Source organism: Streptomyces polygonati (assembly GCF_042650325.1).
Classification (GTDB): domain Bacteria; phylum Actinomycetota; class Actinomycetes; order Streptomycetales; family Streptomycetaceae; genus Actinacidiphila; species Actinacidiphila polygonati.
In genome coordinates this window covers 127,803-154,233 of record NZ_JBHSBB010000010.1, presented here as the reverse complement: position 1 = coordinate 154,233, position 26,431 = coordinate 127,803, and the positions used below count along the sequence as shown (strand labels likewise).

Genomic DNA, 26,431 nt, shown 5'->3' with positions numbered 1-26,431 from the left:
GGTATGCCGGTACGGTCCCCATCCGCGGCCCGGCCGTTAGGCTTCGCGCATGACCAGCAGCGCGGCGCCCGCGTATCGCCGGATGAGCGTCGAGCAGCGGCGTACGCAGCTGCTGGCGGCGGCGGTCGATCTGTTCGGCCACCGCCGCCCCGAGGAGGTCTCGGTGGACGACGTGGCCGCCGCGGCCGGCGTCTCCAGGCCGCTGGTCTACCGCTACTTCCCCGGCGGCAAGCAGCAGTTGTACGAAGCCGCCGTGCTCGGGGCCGCGCAGGAGCTGATCGGCCGGTTCGCCGTCCCCTCGCAGGGCGCCCCCACCCGCCGCCTGGCGGACGCGCTGGACCGCTATCTCGCCTATGTCGACGAGCACGACGCGGCCTACGGCGCGCTGCTGCGCGGCGGCAGCGTCGCCGAGACCAGCCGCACCGGCGCGATCGTGGACGACGTACGCCGCCGGGCGGCCGAGCAGGTGCTGATCCACCTGGGCGTCACCGAGCCGGGCCCGCGGCTGGCCATGATGGTCCGCTCCTGGATCGCCTGCGTGGAGGCGGTCTCGCTGACCTGGCTGGACGAGGGCAAGCGCACCCCGCTGGGCGAGCTGCGGGACTGGCTGGTCGACCACTTCACCGGACTGCTGCTGGTGACCGCCGCCTCCGACGCCCAGGCGGCCGGGGCGGCCACCGCGGCGCTGGCCCAGGAGACGCCGGACAGCCCGGCCGGCGCGCTCGCGGCCCGGCTGGCACCGCTGCTTCCGGCGCTGGCCCACCTGCTGCGCCGGGACTGACACGCCGCCGGGCCCCGGCGCGAGGGCCCCGGCGTTCCGGCCCTATGCCAGCAGTCCCGAGGCCTGCCACAGCCGGCGGCTGGGCCCGCGCAGCAGACCGACCTCGTCGAGGAAGTCCATCAGCCGCTTCGCCGACTGCCGCATGATCTCGCGGCGGTGCGGGCTGGTGCGGGCCAGCTCCACGGCCTGGGCGGGGTCGAGTCCCACCGAGGCGTAGGCCTGCGGGCTGATCAGGGAGCGGGCGACCACCCGGGCCGCCTGGGCGGAGCTGAGCCGGGTGAACTCGATCTCCCAGCGCGGCGCGGTCACCATCTGGCGGCGCAACTCCTCGCGGGCGTAGCGGATGTGCCGGGCCTCCTCCACCACGTGGATCCGGGTGATACCCCGCATCAGCGGCTGGACGCGCTCGTCGGGGAAGGTCAGCCGCTGCATCCAGTCCAGGATCTCCTCGGCCAGCAGCGTGCCGGTGAACGAGCCGGGCGTGGTGGATATCGTCTTCATCACCCGCCCGAGCCGGAGGTCCAGCCGGCTGGGCCGGTAGGCGGGCGTGCCCATCTTGGTGACCGCGCGGGCGAACATCTTGGAGTGCCGGCACTCGTCGGCGATCTCGGTCAGCGCGTACCGGACATGGCCGCTGGTCGGGTCCAGGTCGTAGGTGTGCCGCAGCAGCAGCTGCATCAGGATCGTCTCGAACCACACGCCGATCGAGCACAGCGAGGCGGCCTCGTGCCGGCTCAGCTCGATCCGCTGCTCGGGCGACATCCGCTTCCACAGCGGGGTGTCGTAGAGCGAGACCAGCTCCGGCGGCCAGAAGAAGGTGTCCGCCGCGAAGGGCGCGTCCCAGTCCAGATCCGTGTCGGGGTCGAAGGAGTGCCTGGCGGAGGCCGTGAGCAGCCGCTCGGCGGTCCTCTCCCGGTCGTTTCCCCGGTCGGTCAGTGCGGCGTCCATGGCCAAAGAGCTCCCGTTGCACGAGGGTTACCTGCGGTACGGGTCTTATGAGACTCTGTGTCAACAAGGCCGTCAAGCCCCCCGGAGCCACCGATGTCGACCGAACACCTCTACACGCAACCGCCCGCCGAGTGGTCCTGGCAGGTGCCCGCGCACGGCGCCGCCCGCTTCTCCTGGGAGTACGACGACGGCCGCGACCGGCTGCTCGCGCTCTACCAGAAGGGCAAGGACAAGCAGTGGGACGCGGTCCGCCGGATCGACTGGGAGCTGGAGGTGGACCCGTACGACCCGCTCGGCACCCCCGACGAGGTCATGACGCTCCACGGCACCCGCTACTGGGACGCCATGAGCGAGCGCGACCGGGGCCTGCTGCGGCAGCACTACACCGCCTGGCAGTTCAGCCAGTTCCTGCACGGCGAGCAGGGCGCCATGGTCTGCGCGGCGCGGATCGTGGAGTCGGTGCCCGACCTGGACGCGAAGTTCTACTCCGCCACCCAGACCATGGACGAGGCCCGGCACGCCGAGATCTACGGCCGCTTCCTGCGCGACAAGATCGGCATGCTCTACCCGGTCAACGACAATCTCCAGGCGCTGCTCGGCGACACCCTGCGCGACTCCCGCTGGGACATGCCCTACCTCGGTATGCAGGTGCTGATCGAGGGGCTCGCGCTGGCCGCCTTCGGGCTGATCCGGGACAGCACCACCAAGCCGCTGCCCCGGCAGATCCTCGCCTACGTCATGCAGGACGAGGCCCGGCATGTGGCCTTCGGGCGGATGGCGCTGCGCGACTACTACCGGCAGCTCACCGACGCCGAACTGCGCGAACGCGAGGAGTTCGTGATCGAGGGCTGCTATCTGATGCGGGACCGGCTGCGCGGGGTCGAAGTGCTGGAGAACTGGGGCATACCGTCGGCCGAGGCGGCCGAACTGTCCGAGCGCTCCGAGTTCCTGCACCTGTTCCGCAGGCTGCTCTTCAACCGGATCGTGCCCTGCGTCAAGGACATCGGTCTGTGGGGGCCGCGGCTCCAGCAGGCGTACGTCGAGATGGGCGTGCTCGACCTCGGCGGCACCGACCTCGACGCGCTGATGGCCCAGGACGAGGAGGTCGCCGAGCAGCTGGACGCCGAGCGGTTCGCGGCCGAGGAGCGCGCCCGCGTCGCCGAGGTGGAGCGGACGATCGCCCGGGCGGACGCCGACATTCGCCCGTAACGTCCGCCCCGCGTAACAGACCGCCGCCCCGAGCACAAAACGGGAACCATACCCCCGCCACCCGCATCTATTCGTTGGCGAGGACGGAAAGCGCCGCGGCCCCGCGTATACGAGCCGTGGCACCGACCGGACGCGAGGCACCACACAGCGCGACAGGCGGGCGGGTACACACGATGGCGGCACGGCGGCTCTCCCTGGCGCGGCTTCGCTCGGCACCGCAGGTGGCGGCCATCGGCCTGGCCTTGCTGGTGGTGCTGATCGCGGTGCTGCTCTCGGCGCTGCTCACCCCCGGCTCCGGTGGCGGCGGCAGCCCGCCGGCCGACGACGGCAAGGCGCTGTCCGCCGCGAACCCCGCGCCGGGCACCACCGAATCCCCCGCCCCCTCCACGACCCCCTCGCCCGGCGGACGCATATCCCCGGCGCCGCCCGCGGTGCCCGACACGATCCAGCACCTGCCGGAGTCGACCGGCAAGTACGTCGCCATCACGATCGACGACGGCCCCGACGCGGTGTGGACGCCGAAGATCCTCCAGGTGCTGCGGCGGCACCACGCACACGCCACCTTCTGCATGATCGGCCCGCAGGCCAGGGCGAATCCGGCGCTGGTGAAGGAGGTCGTCGCGCAGGGGCACCGGCTGTGCGACCACACCGTCCACCACGACACCGCGATGGACAAGAAGTCGGTGGCCTACCAGACGGCGGAGATCCTGGGCGCGCAGGACATGATCCGCCGCGCCGCCGGGGGCGCCCGCGTCTACTACTACCGGGCGCCCGGCGGCGCCTTCACCCCGGCGAGCCGCGCGCTGGCCGCCCGGCACGGGATGCGCCCGCTCGGCTGGAACATCGACACCAAGGACTTCGACCGGCCGGGCGTGGCCGTGATCCTGCACACCTTGAAGGACGAGATCCACAACGGGCCGACGATCCTCTTCCACGACGGCGGCGGCAATCGCGGGCAGACCGTCAAGGCCCTCGACCAGGCACTGACCTGGCTCAGGCAGCAGGGCTACGGCTTCAGTTTCCCCAAGGTCGACTGACTCCGGCCGGCGGCCCGAACATCCGCCGCGGGGACGGGGGACCGGTCGGGCCGGGCGGAAGGCGCGGACCCTGTCGCGGCGCCGGCGGACTCTGCGGGCTCTGCGGACTCTGCGGGGCCGGCGGGACCGGCGCCCCTTGCGCGCCCGGCCGCGGCGCCGGCGCCGGCTGCCCCAACTGCCCCGGCCAGGCCCCCAGCACCGCCCGCATCACCGCCCGTGCCACCGGCGCCGCGTTCCCGCCGCCGGAGATGTCCGCCCGCAGCGCCTCGGCATCCTCCACCACCACGGCCACCGCCACCGATGCCGCCGCGAGCGCGCGCGGCTGGGCGTAGCCGATGAACCACGCGTAGGGCGTGCCGACGTTGGACAGGCCGTGCTGCGCGGTGCCCGTCTTGCCGCCCACCACCGCGCCCGGGATGGCCGCGCCGGTGCCGGTGCCGTCGGTCACCACCGCCTCCATCAGCTGCCGCAGCAGCCCGGCGGTCCGCGGGCTCACCGCCTCGTGCAGCAGCCCGGGCCTGGTCACCGAGACGGTCAGCCCGCTGTGGGTGGTCACCCGGTCCACCAGGTACGGACGCATCAGTCGGCCGCCGTTGGCGACCGCGGCGGCGACCATCGCCATCTGCAGCGGGGTGGCGGTGGTGTCGAACTGGCCGATCGAGGACAGCGCCACCTGGTCCGAGCCCATCTCCCGGTCCATATTGCTCCTGGCGACGCCGGTGGGAATGCGCAGCCGGGTGTCGTTGAAGCCGAAGCGCTCCGCCTGCTCCACCATCCCGCGCGGCCCGAGGTCGGCGCCCAGCTTGGCGAAGACGGTGTTGCAGGAGATCCGGAAGGCGTCGTACACGCTGGCGTCGGCGCAGCCGGGCCCCTCGTTGGCCAGCGAGACGGTGGTGCCGGGCAGCGGATACGGGTCCGGCGAGTGGGTCCGCGCCCGCAGGTCCCTCACCTGGCCGCTCTCCAGGGCGGCGGCGGCCGTCACCACCTTGAAGGTGGAGCCCGGCGGGTAGGTCTGCCGGATCGCCCGGTCCAGCATCGGCTGGTCCGGGTCGGAGGTCAGCCGGGCCCACGCGTCGTTCACCGCGCGGCCGGTGCCGGCCAGCGCCGCCGGATCGTAGGACGGCGAGGACACCAGGGCCAGCACGCGCCCGGTGACCGGATCCAGCGCGGCCACCGCCCCCTTGCGCCCGGCCAGGCCGGCGAACGCGGCCCGCTGCGCCGCCGGGTCGATGGTGGTGTGCACATCGCCGCCGCGCCGGCCGACCCGGGTGATCTCGTGCCACAACGGCAGCGAGCCCAGCGCGGCGTCCGTACCGGCCAGCAGCGGGTCCTCGGTGCCCTCCAGCAGCGTCGTGCCGTAGATCTGCGAGGAGAAGCCGGTCACCGGCGCGTAGAGCGGCCCGTCGGCGTACGTCCGCGCGTACCGCAGCGACCCGCCGGTGGGGTGGGAGCCGGTGATCGGGCGCCCCGCGGCCAGGATGTCGCCGCGCGGCTGGTGGTAACGGGCCACCAGGATGCGGCGGTTGGCGGGATTGTCGTCGTAGGCGGGAGCGTCGACCAGTGCCACCCGGGCCGCGTTGAACAGCAGCGCGACCAGCAGCAGCAGGCAGAAGCCGGCGCCGTGCCGGATGCAGCGGTTCACCCGGGTACCGCCTCCAGCGAACCGGCGCCCGCGGCCGGTTCGGGTTCCGGGTCGGGGCGGCGGGCCCGGTCGCTGACCCGGATCAGCAGCGCCACGATGATCCAGTTGGTGACCACCGAGGAACCGCCCTGCGCCAGGAACGGCATCGCCATCCCGGTCAGCGGGATCAGGTCCATCACCCCGCCCGCGATCACGAACACCTGGAGCGCCAGCAGCGACGCCAGCCCGGCCGCCAGCAGCCGCCCGAAGGGATCGCGCAGGGCGAGGGCGGCCTTGAACCCCCGGGCCACCAGCAGGGCGTACAGCAGGAACAGCGCGCACAGCCCGGCCAGCCCCAGTTCCTCGCCCGCGGTGGCCAGGATGAAGTCGGACTTGGCGGCGAAGCCGATCAGATACGACTGGCCCTGCCCGAGCCCGGCGCCGAGCACCCCGCCGCCGGCGAAGGCGAACAGCGACTGGGCGACCTGGCTGGGGCCGAGCCCGGCGTCGATGGTGGCGAAGGGGTGCAGCCAGTCCTGCACCCTGCTGTGCACATGCGGCTCCAGCGATCCGGCCGCGAAGGCCCCCGCCGAGGCCAGCAGCAGCCCCACCGCGATCCAGCCGGTCCGGCCGGTGGCCAGATAGAGCATCACCACGAACAGGCAGAAGAACAGCAGCGAGGTGCCCAGGTCCCGCTCCAGCACCAGCACCCCCACGCTGGCCAGCCAGATCACCAGCACCGGCCCGAGCACCCTGGCGGTGGGAAGTTCCAGCCGCCGCACCCAGCGCACCCGGTCGAGCCGGCGGGCCCGGACCATCCGGCGGCCGGAGTAGGCGAGCGCCGCCCGGTTCGCCGACAGATAGCCGGCGAAGAAGACCGCGAACAGCACCTTGGCGAACTCGCCGGGCTGGATGGAGAATCCGGCGAACCGGATCCAGATCCTGGCGCCGTTGACCGCCGGGAAGAGGATCGGCAGGGCCATCAGCGCCAGCGCCGCCGTCACGCTCACATACGCGTAGCGGGACAGCACCCGGTGGTCGCCGAGCGCCAGCACCACCGCGATGAACAGCCCCACCCCGACCGCCGACCAGACCAGCTGGGAGCCCGCCGCCCGGGCGCCGAGCGAGGGCACCTGGTCGAGCCGGTGGATCAGCACCAGGCCGACGCCGTTGAGCAGCACGGCGATCGGCAGCAGCAGCGGGTCGGCGTAGCGGGCCCTGGTCCGTACCGCCAGGTGTGCCAGCAGCGCCAGCAGGGCGAGCCCGCCGCCGCAGCCGGCCGCGCCCGGGGGCAGCCGCCCGCCCCGGGCCAGGCCGACCTCGATCCAGCCGAACATCGAGACGCACACGGCGGCGGCGATCAGCGACAGCTCGACCCCGCGGCGGCCGGCCGGCCGCGGGGCCGGCGGGGGAGGAGCGGCGGGCGCGGTCGCCGACGGAGCGCTCATGGGCGGCCACGCTAGCAACCACCTGGGTTTTTGTCCGTTATGTCAGCCTGTCCGGTGGATGATGTTCCCTCCGCCGGGTGTCGGCGCCGCGTCGTAGGCTGGCCGGGTGACCGTCCCGGACCGACTCGCCGACCTGCCCTACGCCGCTCTGCTGCGCCCGTACGAGGGCCGGCTGGAGGTCGAAGGGGACTACGACACGGTCCACTTCGACCGGCTGTCCTTCGAGGACGGCGCCCCGGCCCGCGGCTCCCGCTTCCTGGAGTCCGCCGTCACCGACTGCGTCTTCACCGGCACCGATCTGCGCCGGGCCCGCTTCAACGACGTGTGGGCCGAGGGCAGCCGCTTCACCGGCGTCTCCCTCGCCGAGACCGACTGGCTGGACTCCACCCTCACCGGCTGCTCGCTGGCCGGTGTGGAGGCCTTCGGCTCGGTGCTGCGCCGGGTGGTGCTGCGCCGCTGCAAGCTCGACTCGGTGAACCTGCGGACCGCCGCGCTGCACGAGGTGGTCTTCGAGGACTGCGTGCTGCGCGAAGTGGACTTCGGCGAGGCGCGGCTGAACGGGGTGACCTTCCCCGGCAGCCGGCTGGAGCAGGCCCGCTTCGGCCGGGCCACCTTGAAGAAGGCGGATCTGCGCGGCGCGGTCGCCATCGACCTGGCCGACGGCTACGACTCGCTGCGCGGCGCGATCATCGGCTCCGCCCAGCTGCTGGACCTCGCGCCCGCCCTCGCCCAGACCCTCGGCATCACGGTCCGGGACCGATGAACGGGACCGGGCTCCGGGCCGTACCCATCAGGCACCGCCCGCACGTCCGGTTCACCGCACCACTTCCACCGCACCACCTCCACCGCACATGACGCCCTTATCAGGAGAAACCTCATGAGCACTCTGCACGACATCCCGCTGCGTACCATCGACGGCTCCCCGACCAGCCTGGGCGAGCACCGCGGCTCGGCCGTGCTGGTGGTCAACGTCGCCTCCAAGTGCGGCCTCACCCCCCAGTACGAGGGCCTGGAGCGGCTCCAGAAGCGCTACGCGGACCGCGGCTTCACCGTGCTCGGCGTGCCCTGCAACCAGTTCGCGGGGCAGGAGCCCGGCACCGCCGAGGAGATCCAGACCTTCTGCTCCACCACCTACGGCGTCAGCTTCCCGCTGCTGGAGAAGACCGATGTCAACGGCGCCGACCGCCACCCGCTCTACGCGGAGCTGACCCAGGCGGCCGACAGCAAGGGCGAGGCCGGCGACATCAGCTGGAACTTCGAGAAGTTCCTGGTGAGCGCGGACGGCGAGGTCGTCGGCCGGTTCCGCCCGCAGACCGAGCCGGAGGCCCAGGAGGTCACCGGAGCGATCGAGGCGCACCTGCCGCGATGACCCTCGGGGGGCCGGTGGGACAAGGGATCCGGCCATCGCGGCCGGGCCCCCGCCGGCCCCCGACCGGCCCTCCGGCGGTGCCGGGCGGGCCGTCGCCCGAGGTCGTAGATGCGCGAATGCGCCATGGCAGAATCAGGCCGGTCGGGGGCCATTGTCCGGATCACCCCCATCCTGGTTGGCTCTACCTACCGCCCCAAAGCGAGGAAGGGACAGCGGCAGTGCAGGAGATCGAGTTCCGTAGCGGACACCTGTGTGTCGACACGGACCCTGCCCTGTGTGTTCCTTGCCAGGAGCGGTTGGATCGGCAACTCGCCTTGCTTCCCCGGGTATACGGCGAGTTGGAGGTTGCGCTCGTAACGGCGCCGAACTCCGGCGACCGAGTGACCGGCACTGCCCGGCCCGGCATCCCCCTGAACGGGCCGGCTGTCGAGGCGCGCGCCGCTATTCGAGGCACACTCGCCTCCTGGGCCGATCTGATTGTCGAGGGCCGCACCGTCCGTCTCCCCCTACGGACGGTGCCGGCCCTCGCGGCTTTCCTGCGCCGCCATCTCGGCTGGCTGGCCGTACACCCGGCCGCCGACGACGCGGCGACGGAGATCGACGCACTGCTCCAGCGGGCCCTGCGGGTGGCCCGGCCACCGCACGGCCACCCGCTTCCCATCGGCGCCTGACGCCCACACGGTTCCCCCCACAAATGCAGGAAACGCTGTACGGCCCGCGAACCATCACGGGCCGTACAGCGAAGGGGTGGGCGGGCCCTGCTACGGGATCCAGTTGTCGGCCGTCATGACCGGCGGTGCCTCCGGAACGGCATTGGGAATCCAGTTCGCCGGCGCGGCGACAGCCGAGGAGTTCGGGGAGGCGGCGGGGATCCAGTTGTCGGGGCCGACAACGTTGCCTGGTGCGGCCGGGGCGGACTCGGCGACGGCGGTGATCACGCCACCGGTCGTTGACAGGGCCAGGACCAGGGCTGCGACGGCAGCGATCTCAATCTTGCGCCGGGAACGCGACATCGTGGTCCTTCGGTTCGGAGGCCGGGGAGTGCCCTGAGGGATGACGGTGATACTCGAATTAAGAATGGCAAGATCTGAGCGCTGAGGGCCACGTTCCGCTTCTGCGTATGTGCGCAATGGCGCAAATGCGCACATCAGATCAGCCCATGGGTTGCGGCGAGCACCCCGGCTTGAAAGCGACTGTCCGCCTGGAGGTATCTCATGACCTCTGACACCAGGCGGCTCACAGTGCGCAGTGATACCCCTAGTTTGCGCGCGATTCGCTCATCTGTCAGCCCGTTCGCCAGAAGTCTCATTGTCGTGCGGTGCTGCTCGGTGAGCTCGCCGTCCGGATCGAAGGTGCCGACGGCCTGCGCCGAGTACGGCACCGAGCGCAGCCAGCAGTCCTCGTAGAGCGCGATGTAGGAGCGGAGCAGGGCCGCGCCGCGCACCACGATCGCCGCCTCCGAGGGGTTCTCCGGATTCGCCGTCAGAAATGCGGTGTGCGCGTCACCGATGAGCAGATCGAAAGGGACCTGGGGGGCGAGCCGCACTTCGACCCCGGTGGCCGAAAGTTGAGCGAGATATTTACGCTGCCGAGGTGCGGAATCCACACTCTGGCTGTAAATGGCCCGCACTTTGATGCCACGCTCAACGAGTTCTTCGTCGGCCCGGATGGAATGCGCCAGCACCTCCGAGGTCGGCAGCGGCCCCGGATGCATGGAACCGGTCGACGCGGTGATCGAGGCATTGAATTCGGCGAGCGTCTGCCGTTTCCGTTCGTCGCTCGTCACCAACTCGACTTCGATCTCCGGCGATTCGCGCAGCACGGTCGGGCGGTACCGCTCCATGAGGGACTCGGCGGCCCGCAGCATGTGCGACAGCTCCTCGCGCTGGGTGCGCAGCGACTCCTGCTGCCTGGCCAGCAGACCCAGCAGCGCGGTGTCGGGCTCGATCGGGTCGACTTCCTCGGGCACCCGCCCACCGCGTATGAGCCCCAGCTCCCACAACTCCGACCAGCCGGCCTCGGCCTCCGCCTCGGTCAGCCCGACGGCCGCCGTCGTCTTGGCCGGAACGGACGAGCCGTGGTTGCGCAAAGCCTGATAAAGGGCGAGTCCGATCTCCCCGGCGTCCACCCCGCCGCTCCGAGCAGAATTGACCACGGCTTCCCCCTTTCGTCACCGCGTGCCCCACTACGTTGGCCCAGTGCGTGGCGTGGCGCGGTACCCGAAGCCGACTCTAGCAACTGATCCGCCGCGTGCCAGGGGGTGAGCTCACGCATCCCCCGCACGGGCCCACCGCCTGCGGCTTCTTTGATCGATCATGAACTTCTTTTCATACCGGAACTGCACGTGCATTCCTCTGCCCGGGTGGGGCGGACGGGGTCGGCGGGGGTCGGTGAGCGGGGTGGGGCGGTGGTGTCCGGCGGGGGCGCGGATGGTAGGTCTGGAGGCGAGCAGGGTGGGGCGGGCTGGGTGTTCGCCGGGCCGTCGACCACCTGATCGGCGGGCGGTGGTCACCGGACGGCGCCGGGGTGGGGCGGCGGCGGTCGCCGGGGCAAGGGGAGGGTGTGCTGATGGACATGGATGCCGGGATGTCGTCGCCGCTGCCCGGCGGGCCCGTGCCCGTCGTGCTGATCGGCGCGGGGAAGGTCGCGCACGCCGCGCACTTGCGGGAGATCCGCGACCTGCCGCACGCGCTGCGGCTCGCGGCGGTCGTGGAGACCGACCCCGTCCACATCGACGCGGTCCGGGCGGCCGGCTTCCCCGACGCGGTGATCTGCGCCACACCCGCGGCAGCCGTACGCGCCGGGGCACGCGCCGCCCTGGTCTGCACGCCCTGGTGGACCCACCGCGATGTGGTGCTGGCCTGCCTGGAAGCCGGCCTGCCGGTGCTGTGCGAGAAGCCGGTGAGTCTGGACCCGGCCGAGATCGACGAGCTGATCGCCGCCGAGGCGAAGGCCGGGGTGCCGGTCGCGGCGGGCTACATGAAACGGCACGACCCGGTGGTCGCCCGGTTCGTCGAGCACTGCCGGGACCGACTGCCCGGCGCCCGGCGGATCGTGGTCGACATCCAGGACCCCAACGCGCCGCACCAGGTCGCGCACCTGATGCCCTACGCCCCGCCGCCCTTCGGTCCCCAGCCCCCGCCCGCCGAGCAGGCGCTGCGCCGGGCGCTGGGCCCCGCCGCCGGGCCGGCCCGGCGGGAGGCCTACGCCCGGGGGCTCGGCGGTTCGCTGATCCACCAGGTCAACATCGTGCACGCGATCCTGGCCGGCGGCGGGCGCGAGCTGTCCGGGCGGCTGCTGCACGCCGACCTCTGGGCGGCCGGCGCCGGGGTGGGCGTGCGCTGGCGGCCCGACGGCGAACTGGTGGTGGACGCGACCCATCTGCGGCTGCCGGGGCACCGCCGCTACCGGGAGACGCTGGAGTTCACCGCCGAGGGGTCGGTGGCCACGCTCTCCCTGCCCTCCCCCTTCGCCCGCGACGAGTCGGCCACCTTGCGCATCGACACCTGGGACGCGGACTCGGCCCTGGCCACCCGCCGCACTTTCACCGCCGAGCCCGGACACACCGGCTTCCGGCGGCAGTTGGCCGCCTGGGCCCGGAGTCTTCGCGAGCCGGGGGCGCCCGCGCTGCCGGGGCTGGCAGAGGTACGGCGGGACACGCGCGCGGTGCGCGAGGCGGCGCTGCGGCTGGTGTGAGGCGACGGCCCGGACCGGGTGCGTGCGGGGGCGGCGCCGGGGTAGCCGAGGGGCACCAGCACACCATCGGAGGTGACCGCAATGCTGATCCTGGGACTGCTGCTGCTCGGTTGTACGGCCGCGTTCACCGGGCTCGCCCTGGCCGACAACCTGAACGGCGGCCCCGACTACAACGTCACGATTCTCGGGCACCACCTGGCGACCATGAACTCCCTCGCCATCTTCTGCGCCGGTCTGGCCCTCGCGCTGATCTTCTGCCTGGGCGCCATGATGGTCCGCGGCGGCATGGCACTGCACCGCCGCAAGTCCCGCAAGCTCGCCGCCGCCCGCCGCGACGCGGCCGAGACGGCCCGCGAGCGGGACGCCCTGGCGGCCCGCCTGGAGAACACGACCACCACCGCCCCCACCGACCCGGACTACCCGACCTCGGCAGACCCGTACCCCTCTTCGTACGACACCGCCGCCGACGCCGAGCCGACCCCGGACGATTCCCCCCACCCCGCCACCCCCGAATCCAAACCCCGCCGCCACCCCCGCCACCTCTTCGGCCACTGACCGCCTCCGGCACCGCCCGGTGCCCACCCCGCGGCCTGTGTGTCGGGTGTCCCCGACCGCCCCGCCTTCGCAGCCGGCAGTCCTGGCTGCGGGGGTGGGGTGCTCGGTTTTTCGGGAGTGTCGGCGGTTTGCCCCGGGTACGCGTTCGGTTGGTGATCGCCTGCGGGCGCACCCGCTGCGCCCGCTGGCCGCCGAGCTGCGGCGTGGGCAGCGGCCATCCCCCCGCCGTCCCCCGGAGGGGCTTTCAGTCCTGGCCCGGGGTCAGTAGTGCGCGGGAGAGGGAGACGCGGGAGCGGACGCCGAGTTTGCGGTAGGCGCGGGTGAGGGCGGCTTCTACGGTTTTGACGGAGACGGTGAGGGTGGTGGCGGTTTCGCGGTTGCTGGCGCCCTGGGCGACGAGGAGGGCGACGCGGCGTTCGGTGGGGGTGAGGGCGGCGAGTTCGGGGGCGGGCGGGGCCGCGGGGGCGTCGAGGCGGTCGAGTTCGGCGGTGGCCAGGGCCAGCCAGGGGCGGGCGCCGGTACGGGTGAAGAGGCGGGCGGCCTCCGAGAGCGCGGTGCGGGCGGCCCGGGGGTCACCGCGCCGGGCGTGCACCCGGCCGAGCGTCAGCCGGGTCCTGCCCTCCTCCAGCCGGTACGGGAGGGCCGCCGACTGGGCCGCCGCCCGCTCCAGCCGGGCCACCGCCGCGGACGCGTCCCCGCGGGCCTCGGCGACCAGCGCCGCCGACCGGCCCAGCACCGCGAGGATGCCGCGCCGCCCGAGCCGTACCGCCTGGGCCCTGGTCTCCGCGATCAGCTCCGCCGCCTCGTCCGCGCAGCCCGCCGCGACCAGCGCCTCCGCCAGGTCCGCCTGCCAGCGGCGGACCGCGGGATCGCCCTGGCCCTGGCCGAGTTCCAGCAGCCGGGTGCGCTGGAGGGCGTGCACGGCCGCCGCGGTCTCGCCGCGCAGCAGCCGGATGTGGCCCTCGGCGTGCAGGGCGCGCGGCAGGAACAACTGGTCGTCGTCGTCCTCGCTGTGCCGTCTGGCGCGGTCCGCGGCGGCCAGCGCGCGGTCCGGGCTGCCGCCGGCCGCCTCCGCGAGCGCGACCGCGTACCAGGCCGGCCCCTGGCTCAACCCGGCCTGCTCGGTGACCCGCAGGCTCTGGTGCGCCAGGTCCAGCGCCCGCTCGCAGCGCCCGCGCAGGATCTCCACCTGGGCAAGACCGGACAGGCACTGGCACAGGCTCTCGGCCGAACCCCGGTGCCGCACCGTGTAGATGAGCGCCCGCAGTTCGGTGCGGGCGTCGTCCAGCCGGTCGTGCAGCAGATGGCGGCGGTGCTTGAGGAACACCGGGCCGTTGTGGTCGAACAGCACCCGGGGGTCCTGCGGCGCGGCCAGCGCCAGCGTCAGTGTGCGCTCGGCGGTGGTCCGCCCGAGGTAGAACTCCAGCGCCGACTGCTGGGTGAGCGCGAGCAGTTCGGTGCGCCGGTCCCCGGCCTGCCGGGCGAGTACGGCCGAACGCGCCGCGTGCGTATGGGCGGTGGGCGCCGAGCCGGCCACCAGCCAGGCCCGCCAGCTCATCCGGTAGTGCAGCCGGGCGAGCAACTCCGGGTCGTCCCTGGCGTCTTCGAGCGCCTGCGGGAAGACGTCGGCCACTTCGGCGAGCGCCTGCCCGCAGGAGTCCACCACCACGATCCAGGCCCGCACCCGCTCGGCGGGCTGCCCCGACTCGGCCAGCACCTCGTGGGCGATCCGGCGGGCCAGCGGGTAGTCGCCGGCCGCCACCGCGTCCTCGGCGGCGGTCAGCCGGCGGTCGGTGTCGGCGGCCCGGTCGCCCGGCGGGGTGCGGTCGGCGGCCAACTGCCCCAGCCGGGCGGCGATCGCGGGCGCCCCGCGGCGCCGCGCCGCCGTGGCCGCGTCGGCCAGCGCCGCCGCGGTCCGCGCGTCCCGGCCCGGTGCCAACGAGGCCAGGTGATGGGCCTGTTCCACCGGATCCTCGGCGGCCCGCGCGAGCGCGTCGTGCACCCGGCGGCGCCCGGCCGCGCTCGCCGCCTCGTACACCAGCCGCGGCATCAGCGGCTGGCAGAACCGTACGACCCCGGGCCCGGGCGCCTCCACGATGCCCAGGGCGGCGGCCTCCGCCAGATCGGCGGCCGCGTGCTCGCACCCGGCGCGGCGCAGCAGCCTCACGGTGGGGCGGTCGGCGGCCCCGGCGGCCAGCAGGGTGCGGCGGGCCCGTGCGGACAGCGGATCCAGCCGGTCCAGCAGCAGCGTCCTCACGCCGGCCGGTACGGGCAGCGGGCCGCCCGGGTCGGGCCGTCCCGGCGGGTGGCCGGCCGCGGCCAGCGCACGGGCCAGTTCGAGCGCGATGAACGGGTTGCCGGCCGCGGTCTGGGCGATCCGGGCGGGCAACGGATGCGGCCAGGAGGGGAGTTCGGCGCCCGCGAGCAGCGCGGTGGTTTCCCGCTCGGTCATCGGGGGGACGGTGAGGCGCAGGCCGTGCGGCGGTAACAGGCTAGCGACGAGGCCGGGTTCACCTTCCTGGGGGAGCCGGGCGGCGGCGAGGACGGTCAGCGGGAGGCGGCGGGCCCGGCGGGCGGCGAAGGCCAGCGCGCGGGCGGTGGGCGGGTCGAGCCACTGGGCGTCGTCCACGGCGAGAAGCACGGGGGCCCGGTCGCAGAGCGCGGTGAGCGTCTTCAACACGGCAAGGTGCAGGGCGAGTACGGCGTCGGCGCTGCCCGCCGGAAGAGCGTCCGGATCAGCGGTGCGGTGCAACGCGGCCCGCAGCACGGCCTGTTCGGCGGGAGTGAGGCCGGCCGGGCCGGACGGCCCGGCCAGGAAGGCGTCGCTCACCTCGGCGAAGAGGTCGATCAGCCCGAGGTGCGGCAGCCCCCGCTCGTCCGGCGCCGGGTGGCAGCGCAGTATCAGCCGCCCGGCAGCCGCCTGTTCGGCCGCGAGCCGCGCGAGCAGCGTGGACCGGCCGATGCCCGCCTCTCCGGTGAGCAGCACGCCGGTGCCCGCCGTCAGCGCCTGTCCGGCGGTGGCGAGCAGGGCGTCACGCCCGCTGGCACGCGCCGGTGGATCCGGGCTGCCGTTCATGGACCCCCCTCGTGTGGAGCCCATGACCGGAGGGGCCGACCGGCGGGCCGACCCCGACTGATCGTGAACCTGCCAACAGGGGTGGCGCAAGAGGGCACCCCGCCCGGAAGCGTGGGGCCGCTTCCGGGCGGGGCGTGCGGGTGAGACGGTCCGGCGGTCAGCCGTCGATGCGGTGGGTGCTCCAGAAGGACGTCAGGTCCGTGCTGGTCGCCGCCTGCGCCGCCGCCTTGAACTCGGCGGTGGTGGAGACGCCGTACCAGTGCGCCGCCGCGTAGTCGTGCAGCAGGTTGGTCATCGCGGTGTCGCCGATGAGCCGTCGCAGGTCGTGCAGCGCGCACTTGCCGTAGTTGTAGACGACGGTGGAGTAGCGCGACGAGTGCGCGTCCCAGTACGCCATGGAGTTGGTGATCTTCTCCGCCGACGAGGCCCAGGAGACGCTGTTCCAGCAGCCCGAACCGGTCTTGCCCTCGGCCAGATCGGTCGAGTAGTCGGTGAACGCCTCGTCCAGCCACGGGCTGTTGTACTCGTCGTCGCCCACGATGCCGTACCACCACTGGTGGCCCAGCTCATGCGTCAGCGCGTTGGTGTCCACCAGGTCGAGCACGAAGCCCGGGTACTCCATGCCGCCGAACCAGAAGTTGTTGTCGAGCACGGCGTCCACCTCGGTGTACGGATACGCCCCGAAGCGCTGCGCGTGCGCGTCGATGGCGTTCTCCGAAGTGGTCAGCATCGACTGCGAGTTGGCGGAGCTGATGCCGCTGACCGCGTAGACGTTCACCTTCACGCCGCCCGGCGAGGTGCCGGAGACCTTGCTGAAGGCGCCCGCGCCCCAGGCGAAGTCCCGCACCTTGCGCGCGGTCGCCTTGGTGACCGTACGGCCGCTCGTGCCGGGGGTGTCCACCGAGGTGCCGGTGGCCGGGACCAGCAGGCTCGTCGGGTGGTCGAGGGTCACATCGAAGTCCGCGGCCAGCGAGTAGAAGGCCTCGCCGTTGTTGGTGTACGGGTCCAGGTGCCAGCCCGAGCCGTCCCGGACCGCCAGCACCGGAAGCGCGTTGCCGAGGAAGGCGAAGGCGCCGTCGTGGCCGAACCGGTCGGCGCCGCTGGGCGCGGTGATCGACAGGTCGAAGCCGATGCTGCCGCTCTGCCCCTGGTTGAGCGCCGTGGGCAGCGTGATGTGCAGCGCCGTGCAGGCCACGGTGAGCGCGCCCGCCGTACCGCCGGTGACGTTGGTGACGGTGATCGGCGTCGTCGGGCAGCTGCCGTGGTAGTTGTCCCACAGCCGCAGGTACACATCGCCGAGCGGCGACGCCGAGGCGTTGGTGAAGCTGACGCTCTCGTGCCCGGTCCAGGTGAAGCCGGAGCTGTCGCTGGTCAGGCTGACGGTGTACGCGGGGGTGGCCGGCGTACGGGTCGAATCGGCCGGCGGCGGGGTGGTGGGCGGTGTCGTCGGGGGCGTGGTCGGCGGGGTGGTGGTGCCGCCGCCGGAGACATTGAGTGCCACGTCGTCGATGACGAAGCTGGTCTGCTGCCCGGAGTCCTCGGTGCCGCTGAACGCCAGACTCGCGCTCTGCCCGATGAACGACGAGACGTCGAAGGTCCGTTGGACGTAACCGGCCGCCGCGTTCAGGTTGGAGTAGGTGGCCAGCGTGGTGCTGCCCAGCTTGGTGGTGAGCTTGTCGTACGCCGTGGTGGTGGTCGTCTCGGCGGTGTCGATGTGCAGCCAGACCGTCAGGGTCGCCGTGGTGCAGCCGGCCGGGATGACCAGCGACTGCGACAGGGAGTCGGTGTGCGTCGAGCCGTAGCCGTTGAGCCAGGCGAAGCGCGTACCGCCGTGGGCGGTCTGGCCGCCACCGGTGGTGATCACGCCGCTGGAAGCGGTCCAGGGCGAACTGCCGCTCTCGAAGCCGCCGTTGGTGACCACTTGGGCGGGAGTGCAGGCGGCCGGGGCGGCCTGGGCCGTGGTCCGGGCCTGCGCGACCCCGGAGACAGCGGCGGTCACCAGGAGGCCGGCCGTGCCCGCGGCGCCGATGAGGGTGAGAAGTCTGTTGCGCATCGAATCCTCTGCGGTGGGGGAAGGACGATTGACCAGACGCGACAGGAGTGTCCGGGGCCCCGCGGGCGGCGTTAAGGGGCGCCGGCCAGCTGTAGGGATTTCCCTACCGGGTCGGCGGGGCCGCGTCGGCCGGAAACGGCCGGAAACGGCCGGAAACGGCCGGACGGGGCCGGACAGGGCCGGACGGTGACGCTCAACGGCCCGGCTCCGGCGGGGAATCGCTCCGCCGGAGCCGGGCCACAGTGCGCCGGCCGCTGTCAGCCGGTCCTTCTCAGCAAGCCGAGGTCAGCCAGCCGATGCCAGCGGGCCGCCGTCAGGAAGGCAGCGTCCACTGCTGGTTGGTGGCTCCGGCGCAGGTCCAGATCTGCAGCCGGGTGCCGTTGGCCGAGCTGGGCCCGGTGGCGTCCAGGCACTTGCCGGACTGCGGGTTGACCAGCGTGCTGCCCGACTTCTGCCACACCTGGGAACCGGTGCCGTTGCAGTCGTACAGATCCACCTTGGTCCCGTTGGCGGTGCCGGCCGCGACCACATCCATGCACTTGCCCAGCGCCTTCAGCGTCCCGTCACCGCCTACCGTCCACGTCTGCGCGTTGGTGCCGTTGCAGTCGTAGAGCTGGACGGCCGAGCCGTTGGCGCTGCTGGCGCCGGCGATGTCCACGCACTTGTTGGCGTACCCGGAGTGGATCGGCCCGGCGCCGCCGGTGGGGGGCGGCGGGGTGGTGGTGCCGCCGACCCAGGTGGTGGCCGCGGCCGAACCCACCGAGTCGATGGTGGTGTTGTTCTCGACCGGGCTGGGCACCTTGCCCGGGAAGACGATGAAGGTCACCGGGCCCTCGGTGCCGCCGGTCGCCGGGTTGGGGTCGATGCCGAGCGCGGTGGCGAGCGAGTAGGAACCCTCGCCGATGATGTCGTCGGGGCCCTCGTCGGCGAAGACCGCGTAGACCGCCTTGTTGTTGTAGACGACGGCGGCCACGCTGCCCGGGGTGATCCCCGCGCTCTGGTAGTTGAACCGGCTGCTGGGCAGCGGGATCACGTAGTAGTGCGTGACCTCCGAGGTGAAGAACTGGCCGGTCGAGGTCTGGAACGAGGTCTCGTCGAAGTACGACGGGTCGGTGGAGTTGTTGCAGTGGGTGGTGGTGATCCCGTCGCAGTCGATGTCCATGTCGGACGTCCAGGTGTACGCGGAACCGTTCTTGCAGATCTGTACGGTGGCGGCGCCGCCCTCGTCGGTGGCGTACTTGCCGTTCGAGGCGGGCGTACAGTTCGCCGCCTTGGCCAGCAGCTGCGCCGCGGTCGGCCCCGCGGCGGCAGCGGCGGGCGCGGCGGTGGCCGGAGCCGGGCCGGCCGCGGTCGAGACGGTGGCTCCGACGCCGACCGCGGCGGTCAGCGTGGCGGCCGCGACGCCGAGTGCGGCCAAGCCCAGCCGGAAGCGTTTGCGGATCATGGGTCACCTCTTCCGATCTTCGGATCTTCCGAACGAAGGTGGGGGGTGGGGGTGGTAACCGGATTGATAGGTAACCTTACTGACAGATACCTGTCAATAGATGGGGCGGGTGGGGCCGGCCGTGGACCGGAGCGTCCGCCGCCCGACCGGCTCGCCCATCGGCAGGGTGTCCGGGTCCCGCCGGTAGGCGGAGTGCGGCGCGGGTCAGTCATGTGTTCCGTGCAGACGTTTCTTCCCTACCCCGGATTCGCCGCGTCGGCGGCCGTGCTCGACGCGCGTCGGCTCGGAAAGCAGCGTGTCGAGGCACTTCAGGTGCTGCGGGGGCTGACCGTGCCCGGCTACGGGTGGCGGCATCATCCGGCGGTACGGATGTGGGCGGGCTACGAGGAGGCGCTGGTCCGCTACGGGGCTGGAGGTGTGCCGCGTCTGGACCGACGGCGGACGGCGGGACACCTGCGCGGCCACGCTGATGGCGGACTTCGCGGCGTGGCGCCCGGGCGCGGCGGTGCGGGAGCAGCCGGACCTCGGCCGAGCGGAGGAGCTGCCGAACTGGCTCGGCGACCCCGGCTTCCACCTCAGCCACCGGTCCGCGCTGCTCACCCGGGACCCCGGCCACTACCGCGGCCTCTTCGCCGATGTCCCGCCCGGGCTGCCCTACGTCTGGCCCCGCTCGGACCGGGCGGCGTGATCCGGCCCACCCGACTCGGGGCCGGTGGGCGGGCGAGCCGGACGGGGGAGCCGGGCGGGGGAGCCTGAAGCCACTGCGCCGGGTGTGACGGGTGGTGATCCACGGTCCGTGCCGACCTTGTTCACAAAGGGGTTTCACGTTCATGTCCTTGACGCTCTCTTGGGGCGAGCGCAGACTGCCTCTCGTTTGCGTTCACTCCTGAACCCGCAGGCAAAGACGCCCTTTTGGAGAAGACGTATGCGCATGGCTCGCCTGGCGCTGGCGGCTGCGGCCGCCGCCGCCCTGGCCGTACCTCTGGCCATTCCGGCGGCAGCCGGAACCACCGATCGGACCGGCTCCGTAAACGATTCCGTCACCGCCCAGCCCTGGCTCAACTCCCGCCTCCCGCTGGAGAAACGGGTCGATCTGCTGCTCGGGCAGATGACCAACACCGAGAAGGCCACCCTCATGACGGCGGTGGGCGTCCCCAGCGGGTCGCACGCCACCGGCTACATACCCGGCGTGGACCGGCTCGGCATCCCCGGCATGCAGTTCACCGACGGCCCCGGCGGCGTCCGCGACGGCCAGCCGGAGACCGCTCTCCCCTCGCCCGTCGCGCTGGCCGCGTCCTTCGACACCGGCCTGGCCAAGGGCTACGGCACGGTGATGGGCACGGAGGCCAAGTCCCGCGGCTACCAAGCCATTTACGGTCCGATGGTGAACATCGTGCGCACCCCGCTGGGCGGCCGCGACTTCGAGACCCTCGGTGAGGACCCGGAGCTGGCCGGGGACATCGGCGCCTCCGAGATCCAAGGCATCCAGGCCCAGGGCGTCGCCGCGCAGGTCAAGCACTACGCGGGCAACAACCAGGAAAACGCCCGGATGACGTCCAGCTCGAACATCGACGAGCGGACCCTGCACGAGATCTACCTGCCGGCCTTCGAGAAGGCGGTCAAGGACGGCAAGGTCTGGTCCGTGATGTGCGCCTACAACAAGGTCAACGGCACCTACGCCTGCGAGAACGCGCAGATCCTGCGGGACATCCTCATCGACACCTGGAAGTACGACGGGGTCATCGACACCGACTACCCCGCCAACCACAGCACGGTCGCCTCCGCGCTGGCCGGCCTGGACCAGGAGTTCAGCGGCACGACGTACTTCCAGCAGCTGCCCGCCGCCGTCGCGGCCGGCCAGGTGCCGCAGTCCGTACTGGACGACGCGGCCCGCCGCATCCTGCGACTGGAGTTCCGTACCGGCCTGTTCGACCCGAAGCCGGCGCCGGCCGCCGACTACGAGAAGGACAGCGCCTTCGCCCGCACCGCCGCCGAAAGCGGCAGCGTGCTGCTGAAGAACAGCGGGAACACCCTCCCGCTGAACACCAAGAAGCTGACCTCCCTCGCGGTCATCGGCCCGAACGCCGACACCGCGATCACCGGTGGCGGCGGCAGCTCGGCCGTCACCCCGTACAAGAAGATCGACCCGGTGTCCGGCCTGAAGGCGCGGCTGGGCAGCGGTGTGGACATCACCTCGGTGAAGGCCGGCCAGGGGAGCGGTTTCCCGGCGATCCCGGCGTCCGCGCTGAGCGGTCTGAAGGGCGAGTACTTCGCCAACAAGACGCTCACCGGCACCCCCGCGCTGACCCGCGACGACCCCGATGTGGACTTCGACTGGGTGCTCGGCTCCCCGGATCCCAGCATCCCGGTGGACGGCTTCTCGGTCCGCTGGACCGGCACCCTGACCGCGCCCGCCACCGCCGCGTACACCTTCTCCGCGACCAGTGACGACGGCAGCCGGATCTATCTCGACGACAAACTGATCGCCGACAACTGGAGCGACCACGCCTCCTCGACGGTCAAGAGCGCCCCGGTGCAGCTGACCGCGGGCGAACCGCACTCCCTGCGGATCGAGTACTACGACAACGCGCAGAACGCCTCCATCACGGCCGGCTGGTCCGCCCCGGGCCTGCCCGACCCGACCATCGAGGCGGCGACCACCGCCGCCGCCAACGCGGATGCCGCGATCGTCGTGGTCGGCGACTCCTCCAGCGAGGGCTCGGACCGCACCACGCTGGCGCTGCCCGGCAACGAGGACGACCTGATCCGGGCCGTCGCCGCCGCCAACCCGCACACCGTCGTGGTGGTGCGGGCCGGCGCCCCGGTGCTGATGCCCTGGCTCGCCGACGTGCCCGCCGTACTGGACATGTGGTACCCGGGCCAGGAGGACGGCAACGCGCTGGCCGCGCTGCTCACCGGCGACGCGGAACCGGGCGGCCGGCTGCCGGTCAGCTTCCCGATGACCGACACGCAGACCGCGACCGCCGCCGCCCCCGGCCGCTACCCGGCGGTCAACGGCGTCTACGACTACAGCGAGGGCCTGGAGGTCGGCTACCGCTGGTACGACCAGGAGGACCAGACCCCGCTCTTCCCCTTCGGCTACGGCCTGTCGTACACCAGCTTCCGGGTCTCCCACCTGCGGACGGACGGCAGCACGGTGGAGGCCACCAGCCGCGGCACCTCGCCCGTGCGGCTCTCGGTCGACGTCACCAACACCGGCCACCGCACCGGCACCGACGTGGTGCAGGTCTACCTGGGCTACCCGAAGGGCTCGGGCGAGCCGCCCAAGGAGCTCAAGGCCTTCGCCAAGGTGCAGCTCAAGCCCGGCCAGACCAGGACCGTACGGCTCACCCTGGACTCGGACGCGCTGCGGGTGTGGGACAGCGGCGCGCACGACTGGACGGTGCTGGACGGCCGTTACCCGCTCTACGTGGGCCAGTCCTCGGCCGACACCCCGCTGACGGGCGCCGTGACGGTCCGCAGGACGATCGGCACCCAGTACGTCGCCCTGACCGCGCCCGCCCGGACCGACGCCGGCAGCACCCAGACGGTGCGGCAGACCTTCACCAACACCGGTGACTCCACGGTGCGGGACCTCAAGCTCGGCCTCGCCCTGCCGGCCGGCTGGACCGCCAAGCCCGCCGCGGGCAGCACGACCTCGGTCCGTGCGGTGCGCCCGCACTCCTCGGTCGGTACGACCTGGACCGTCACGGCGCCTTCGACCGCCGCCGCCGGGCCCGCGACGCTCACCGGGAAGGCGGCCTTCGAGCTGAACGGCCGCCAGACCCGGACCGCCGACACCACGACCACCGTGCCGTACACCGACCCGGCGGCGGCCTTCAACAACGCGGGCATCAGCGCCGACAGCGACCCGACCACCGGCAAGCTGGACCCGGGCGGCTACAGCCTGTCGGCCACCCAGCTCGCGGCGGTCGGCTACACCCCCGGCGCCACCGTGACCGCGAACGGCCTGTCCTACGCCTGGCCGGACACCCAGCCCGGCCAGCCCGACAACATCTCGGCGGCCGGCCAGGTGATCCAGGTCCAGGGCCAGGGCACCCGCCTCGGCCTGCTCGGCACCGGCATCAGCTCGGCCCACTCGGCCACCGTCACCGTCACCTACACCGACGGCAGCACGGCGGCGATCCCGGTGGACTTCCCCGACTGGTACAGCAACAAGGCCAGCGGCAACAGCCAGTTGGCGGTCACCACCGCCAACTGGAACCGCCCGCCGACCGACACGCTGGGCAACCACGCGGTCAGCCTCTACACGACCGGGGGCGCGCTGGACCCGGCCAAGACGGTGGCCACGGTGACGCTGCCGAACGACGGGGGGATCCACGTCTTCGCCATCTCGATCGGCTGAGGACTGAGCCGGGCCTCCGCCGAGTCGGGCCCGACCGGATCACCGGCGCCCGCCGCCGCATCCCCTTCCGGGATGCGGCGGCGGGCGTCCGCCGTTCCGCGGGACAGGGGGTCCGTCTGCGGGGCCCGGCGGCCGACAGCCCGAAAATTGCTGCAAGTTCTTGCGTAGTGGGACGGCAACCGTCCCTTCCGGCGGCATGCCGGCGTCGGACCCGAGCGGGTCGCCGCCGGGGCGCGTGACATACGGGCAGGCCGAGTCGGCGGATCCGAGGGAGACGCCGCACCGGGGCCGAGGTCGCGGGCCTTCCCGGTTTCGCAAGCAACTGGCAGAGCTTGCACGGCTCTTGACGCCCGCGTTCGGCCGGGTGGAAAGTCGTTGCGCGCACCGCCGCCGCCGACAGCAGCCACCGACCGCGGCGCTCGGACCCCGGACCCCGGACGCCAGGCGCGGGCGTAGCGGATTCCGGTGCGTGAGCCGGCACCCCCCCTTCCTTCATCAGGAGCCGCAACGATGGAACCCTTCGGCACGTCGCACGGCAGTCCGCAGCCGCCACACCCCCACCTCCGGCAGGACCCCCGCCCCCGCTCCCGCCGGCGCCCGCGCGTCCGGCCCGGCGGCCTCCTCCTCGCCGCGGCGCTGGTGGCGGGCGGCTTACTGCCCTTCACCCTCGGCGGCACCGCTCAGGCGAGCGCCAGCAACGGCGGGGACGTGATCGCCAACCTCTTCGAGTGGAACTGGCCTTCGGTCGCCTCCGAGTGCACGACCGTGCTCGGCCCCAAGGGCTACGGCGCCGTGCAGGTCTCCCCGCCGCAGGACTCGATCCGGCTGGCCGGCACCTCCCACGCGTGGTGGGACGTCTACCAGCCGGTGGGCTACGACCTGAGCAGCCGGATGGGCAACGAGGCGCAGTTCAAGGCCATGGTGACGGCCTGTCACAACGCCGGGGTGAAGGTCTACACCGACGCGGTGATCAACCACATGTCCGGCAACGACCAGCCCAGCACCGACTCCTACGGCGGCGACAGCTTCAACGTCACCGCGAAGACCTACGCCGCCGTGCCGTACGGCCCCGCCGACTTCCACGCCTACCCGGCCAACTGCCCGAACCCCGACATGGCCATCAACGACTGGAACAGCCAGCAGCAGGTCCAGGAGTGCGACCTGTCCAACCTGGCCGACCTCAACACCGAGTCGGACAACGTCCGTTCCAAGATCGCCGGTTATCTCAACAAGCTGATCGCGGACGGGGTGGACGGCTTCCGGGTCGACTCCGCCAAGCACATCAACCAGGCCGACATGGCCAACATCGAGTCGCGGCTGACCAATACGCTGTGGGGCCAGCGTCCCTACGTCCTCCAAGAGGTCTACACCGGCAGCACCGGCAATCTGGCGCCGGCCGCCTTCGAGGCCAACGGCAGTGTGATCGGCTTCGACTACGCCTACGCGATGAAGGCGCAGTTCCAGGGCAACATCGCCAACCTCAGGACGTTCGGGCAGAGTTGGGGCCTGGAGCCGAGCGACAAGGACGGCGCCATGGTCACCAACCATGACACCGAGCGCAACGGCAGCACCCTGAACTACAAGAACGGCAGCCAGTACACGCTGGCCACCGAGTTCATGCTCGCCTGGGGCTACGGCGTCCCCTCGGTGTACTCCGGCTTCGCCTTCAACGGCTCCGACGACTCCCCGCCCGCCGCCTCCAACGGCATGGTCACCGCGACCGACTGCTCCTCGGCCGCCTGGGTCTGCACCGACCGGAACCACGGCATCGCCAACATGGTCGGCTGGCACAACGCCGCCCAGGGCCAGCCGGTCGCCAACTGGTGGGACAACGGCAACAACGCCATCGCCTTCAGCCGCGGCGCCAAGGCGTGGGTGGCGATCAACAACAGCGGCGGCGCCGTCACCCAGACCTTCAGCACCGGCCTGCGCGCCGGCACGTACTGCGACGTCATCCACGGCGACACCACCGCGTCCGGCAGCTGCACGGGCCCGGCGGTGACCGTCAACGCCGCCGGGAGCGCGAGCGTGACGGTGCCGGCCGGCGACTCGGTGGCGCTCTACGGCGCGGGGACCGCCACCCCGCCCACCTCGCCGCCGCCCACCACCCCGGGCTATGTCGCCGAGACCTTCCACGAGGCCGAAGCGGCTCCCTCGGGCCAGCAGGTCTACCTGGTCGGCTCCCTACCCGCGCTCGGCAACTGGGCCCCCGCCTCGGCCATCGCGCTGAGCACCTCGAACCGGTCCGCCTGGTCCGGCACGGTCAGCCTGCCGGCGAACACCTCCTTCGAGTACAAGTACATCCTCAAGGACGCGTCCGGGAACGTCACCTGGGAGCCCGGCAACAACCACACCGCGAGCACCGGAGCGGGCGGCGGCACGCTGAACGACAGTTGGGGCACGCAGTCCGGCGGCGGGACGAACCAGGTCACCGTCGCCTTCCACGAGACCAAGGCGGCCCCCTCCGGCCAGCAGGTCTACGTGCTCGGCTCGATCCCGGCGCTCGCCACCTGGAACACCCAGGCGGCCATCCCGCTGACCGTCTCCGGCCAGACGGCCTGGGCCACCACCGTGGCGATGGCCCCGAACACGTCCTTCGAGTACAAGTACATCCTCAAGGACGCGTCCGGGAACGTCACCTGGGAGTCCGGCGCCAACCGCACGGCCGGCAGCGGCGCCACCGGCGTCACGCTCAACGACACCTGGAAGTAGCACCCCGCCCGCGCCGCGCCCCGGGCGGGCCCGCCTCCCACGGCGGACCCGCCCGGGCAGCGCGCCGGGAGGTGGTGCCGCCGGGCGGCGGTCCGGCGGTAGCGTGACCGGTGTGA

The 26,431-nt window shown here is 72.5% G+C and carries 18 protein-coding genes and 1 pseudogene; 11 read left to right on the top strand and 8 right to left on the bottom strand.

Annotated elements, in window-relative coordinates:
- Window positions 1–49 precede the first annotated feature (49 nt).
- On the top strand, window positions 50–781 hold the full coding sequence (locus tag ACFO3J_RS13350) for a TetR/AcrR family transcriptional regulator (RefSeq protein WP_386429447.1): 732 nt from the start codon (window positions 50–52) through the stop codon (window positions 779–781).
- A gap of 42 nt (window positions 782–823) precedes the next feature.
- Here ACFO3J_RS13350 and ACFO3J_RS13345 read toward each other — a convergent pair whose 3' ends face one another.
- Entirely contained in the window at window positions 824–1,729 is a 906-nt protein-coding gene (locus ACFO3J_RS13345; protein ID WP_386429446.1) for an AurF N-oxygenase family protein, read from the bottom strand.
- A 93-nt stretch (window positions 1,730–1,822) separates the two neighbouring features.
- Here ACFO3J_RS13345 and ACFO3J_RS13340 point away from each other — a divergent pair, with 93 nt between their 5' ends.
- Together ACFO3J_RS13340 and ACFO3J_RS13335 are read left to right on the top strand one after the other, a co-directional pair.
- On the top strand, window positions 1,823–2,938 hold the full coding sequence (locus ACFO3J_RS13340) for a ferritin-like domain-containing protein (protein ID WP_386429444.1): 1,116 nt from the start codon (window positions 1,823–1,825) through the stop codon (window positions 2,936–2,938).
- 173 nt (window positions 2,939–3,111) lie between these two features.
- A complete protein-coding gene (locus ACFO3J_RS13335) occupies window positions 3,112–3,975 on the top strand; it encodes a polysaccharide deacetylase family protein (RefSeq protein ID WP_386429443.1) in 864 nt (287 codons plus the stop codon).
- Here the strand turns inward: ACFO3J_RS13335 and ACFO3J_RS13330 are convergent.
- Window positions 3,953–5,617 (bottom strand): penicillin-binding transpeptidase domain-containing protein, encoded by a 1,665-nt coding sequence (locus ACFO3J_RS13330; RefSeq protein ID WP_386429442.1) that lies wholly within the window; start codon window positions 5,615–5,617, stop codon window positions 3,953–3,955. The genes ACFO3J_RS13335 and ACFO3J_RS13330 overlap by 23 nt on opposite strands.
- Window positions 5,614–7,044, bottom strand: coding sequence for an FtsW/RodA/SpoVE family cell cycle protein (locus ACFO3J_RS13325; protein WP_386429440.1), 1,431 nt, complete (start codon window positions 7,042–7,044; stop codon window positions 5,614–5,616). The genes ACFO3J_RS13330 and ACFO3J_RS13325 overlap by 4 nt, the downstream gene beginning before the upstream one ends.
- A 106-nt stretch (window positions 7,045–7,150) precedes the next feature.
- Between ACFO3J_RS13325 and ACFO3J_RS13320 the strand changes: the two genes are divergently transcribed.
- From ACFO3J_RS13320 to ACFO3J_RS13310, 3 genes are all read left to right on the top strand, one after another.
- On the top strand, window positions 7,151–7,807 hold the full coding sequence (locus ACFO3J_RS13320) for a pentapeptide repeat-containing protein (RefSeq protein ID WP_386429438.1): 657 nt from the start codon (window positions 7,151–7,153) through the stop codon (window positions 7,805–7,807).
- Between the two features lie 114 nt (window positions 7,808–7,921).
- On the top strand, window positions 7,922–8,413 hold the full coding sequence (locus ACFO3J_RS13315; RefSeq protein WP_386429436.1) for a glutathione peroxidase: 492 nt from the start codon (window positions 7,922–7,924) through the stop codon (window positions 8,411–8,413).
- Between the two features lie 380 nt (window positions 8,414–8,793).
- Window positions 8,794–9,084, top strand: coding sequence for a hypothetical protein (locus ACFO3J_RS13310; RefSeq protein ID WP_386429434.1), 291 nt, complete (start codon window positions 8,794–8,796; stop codon window positions 9,082–9,084).
- Window positions 9,085–9,174: 90 nt separating this feature from the next.
- On the opposite strand, the gene ACFO3J_RS13305 is transcribed toward ACFO3J_RS13310, so the two are convergent.
- A complete protein-coding gene (locus tag ACFO3J_RS13305) occupies window positions 9,175–9,426 on the bottom strand; it encodes a hypothetical protein (protein WP_386429432.1) in 252 nt (83 codons plus the stop codon).
- A 134-nt stretch (window positions 9,427–9,560) separates the two neighbouring features.
- Window positions 9,561–10,541, bottom strand: coding sequence for a helix-turn-helix transcriptional regulator (locus ACFO3J_RS13300; protein WP_386429430.1), 981 nt, complete (start codon window positions 10,539–10,541; stop codon window positions 9,561–9,563).
- Window positions 10,542–10,981: 440 nt separating this feature from the next.
- Between ACFO3J_RS13300 and ACFO3J_RS13295 the strand changes: the two genes are divergently transcribed.
- On the top strand, window positions 10,982–12,109 hold the full coding sequence (locus tag ACFO3J_RS13295) for a Gfo/Idh/MocA family protein (protein WP_386429428.1): 1,128 nt from the start codon (window positions 10,982–10,984) through the stop codon (window positions 12,107–12,109).
- An 81-nt stretch (window positions 12,110–12,190) separates the two neighbouring features.
- Window positions 12,191–12,664 carry a hypothetical protein gene (locus ACFO3J_RS13290; protein WP_386429426.1) on the top strand — a complete coding sequence of 158 codons (474 nt, stop codon included), beginning with the start codon at window positions 12,191–12,193 and terminating at the stop codon, window positions 12,662–12,664.
- Window positions 12,665–12,908: 244 nt separating this feature from the next.
- Here the strand turns inward: ACFO3J_RS13290 and ACFO3J_RS13285 are convergent, their stop codons facing one another.
- From ACFO3J_RS13285 to ACFO3J_RS13275, 3 genes are all read right to left on the bottom strand, one after another.
- Window positions 12,909–15,740: an AAA family ATPase gene (locus ACFO3J_RS13285; protein WP_386429424.1), complete on the bottom strand. Its 2,832-nt coding sequence runs from the start codon at window positions 15,738–15,740 to the stop codon at window positions 12,909–12,911.
- Window positions 15,741–15,897: 157 nt separating this feature from the next.
- Complete coding sequence (locus ACFO3J_RS13280; protein WP_386429422.1) at window positions 15,898–17,793, bottom strand: M1 family metallopeptidase; 1,896 nt, start codon at window positions 17,791–17,793, stop codon at window positions 15,898–15,900.
- Between the two features lie 313 nt (window positions 17,794–18,106).
- Window positions 18,107–19,237: a ricin-type beta-trefoil lectin domain protein gene (locus ACFO3J_RS13275; RefSeq protein WP_386429420.1), complete on the bottom strand. Its 1,131-nt coding sequence runs from the start codon at window positions 19,235–19,237 to the stop codon at window positions 18,107–18,109.
- Window positions 19,238–19,456: 219 nt separating this feature from the next.
- On the opposite strand from ACFO3J_RS13275, the pseudogene ACFO3J_RS13270 reads away from it, so the two are divergent.
- The 3 genes and pseudogenes from ACFO3J_RS13270 (at window position 19,457) to ACFO3J_RS13260 (ending at window position 26,315) form a co-directional block, all read left to right on the top strand.
- Window positions 19,457–19,925 (top strand): annotated as a pseudogene (locus ACFO3J_RS13270) (MSMEG_6728 family protein).
- A 237-nt stretch (window positions 19,926–20,162) separates the two neighbouring features.
- Complete coding sequence (locus ACFO3J_RS13265) at window positions 20,163–23,603, top strand: glycoside hydrolase family 3 C-terminal domain-containing protein (protein ID WP_386429418.1); 3,441 nt, start codon at window positions 20,163–20,165, stop codon at window positions 23,601–23,603.
- A gap of 510 nt (window positions 23,604–24,113) precedes the next feature.
- Window positions 24,114–26,315, top strand: a complete 2,202-nt coding sequence (locus ACFO3J_RS13260) for a carbohydrate-binding module family 20 domain-containing protein (protein ID WP_386429416.1) — start codon at window positions 24,114–24,116, stop codon at window positions 26,313–26,315.
- Window positions 26,316–26,431: the final 116 nt, after the last annotated feature.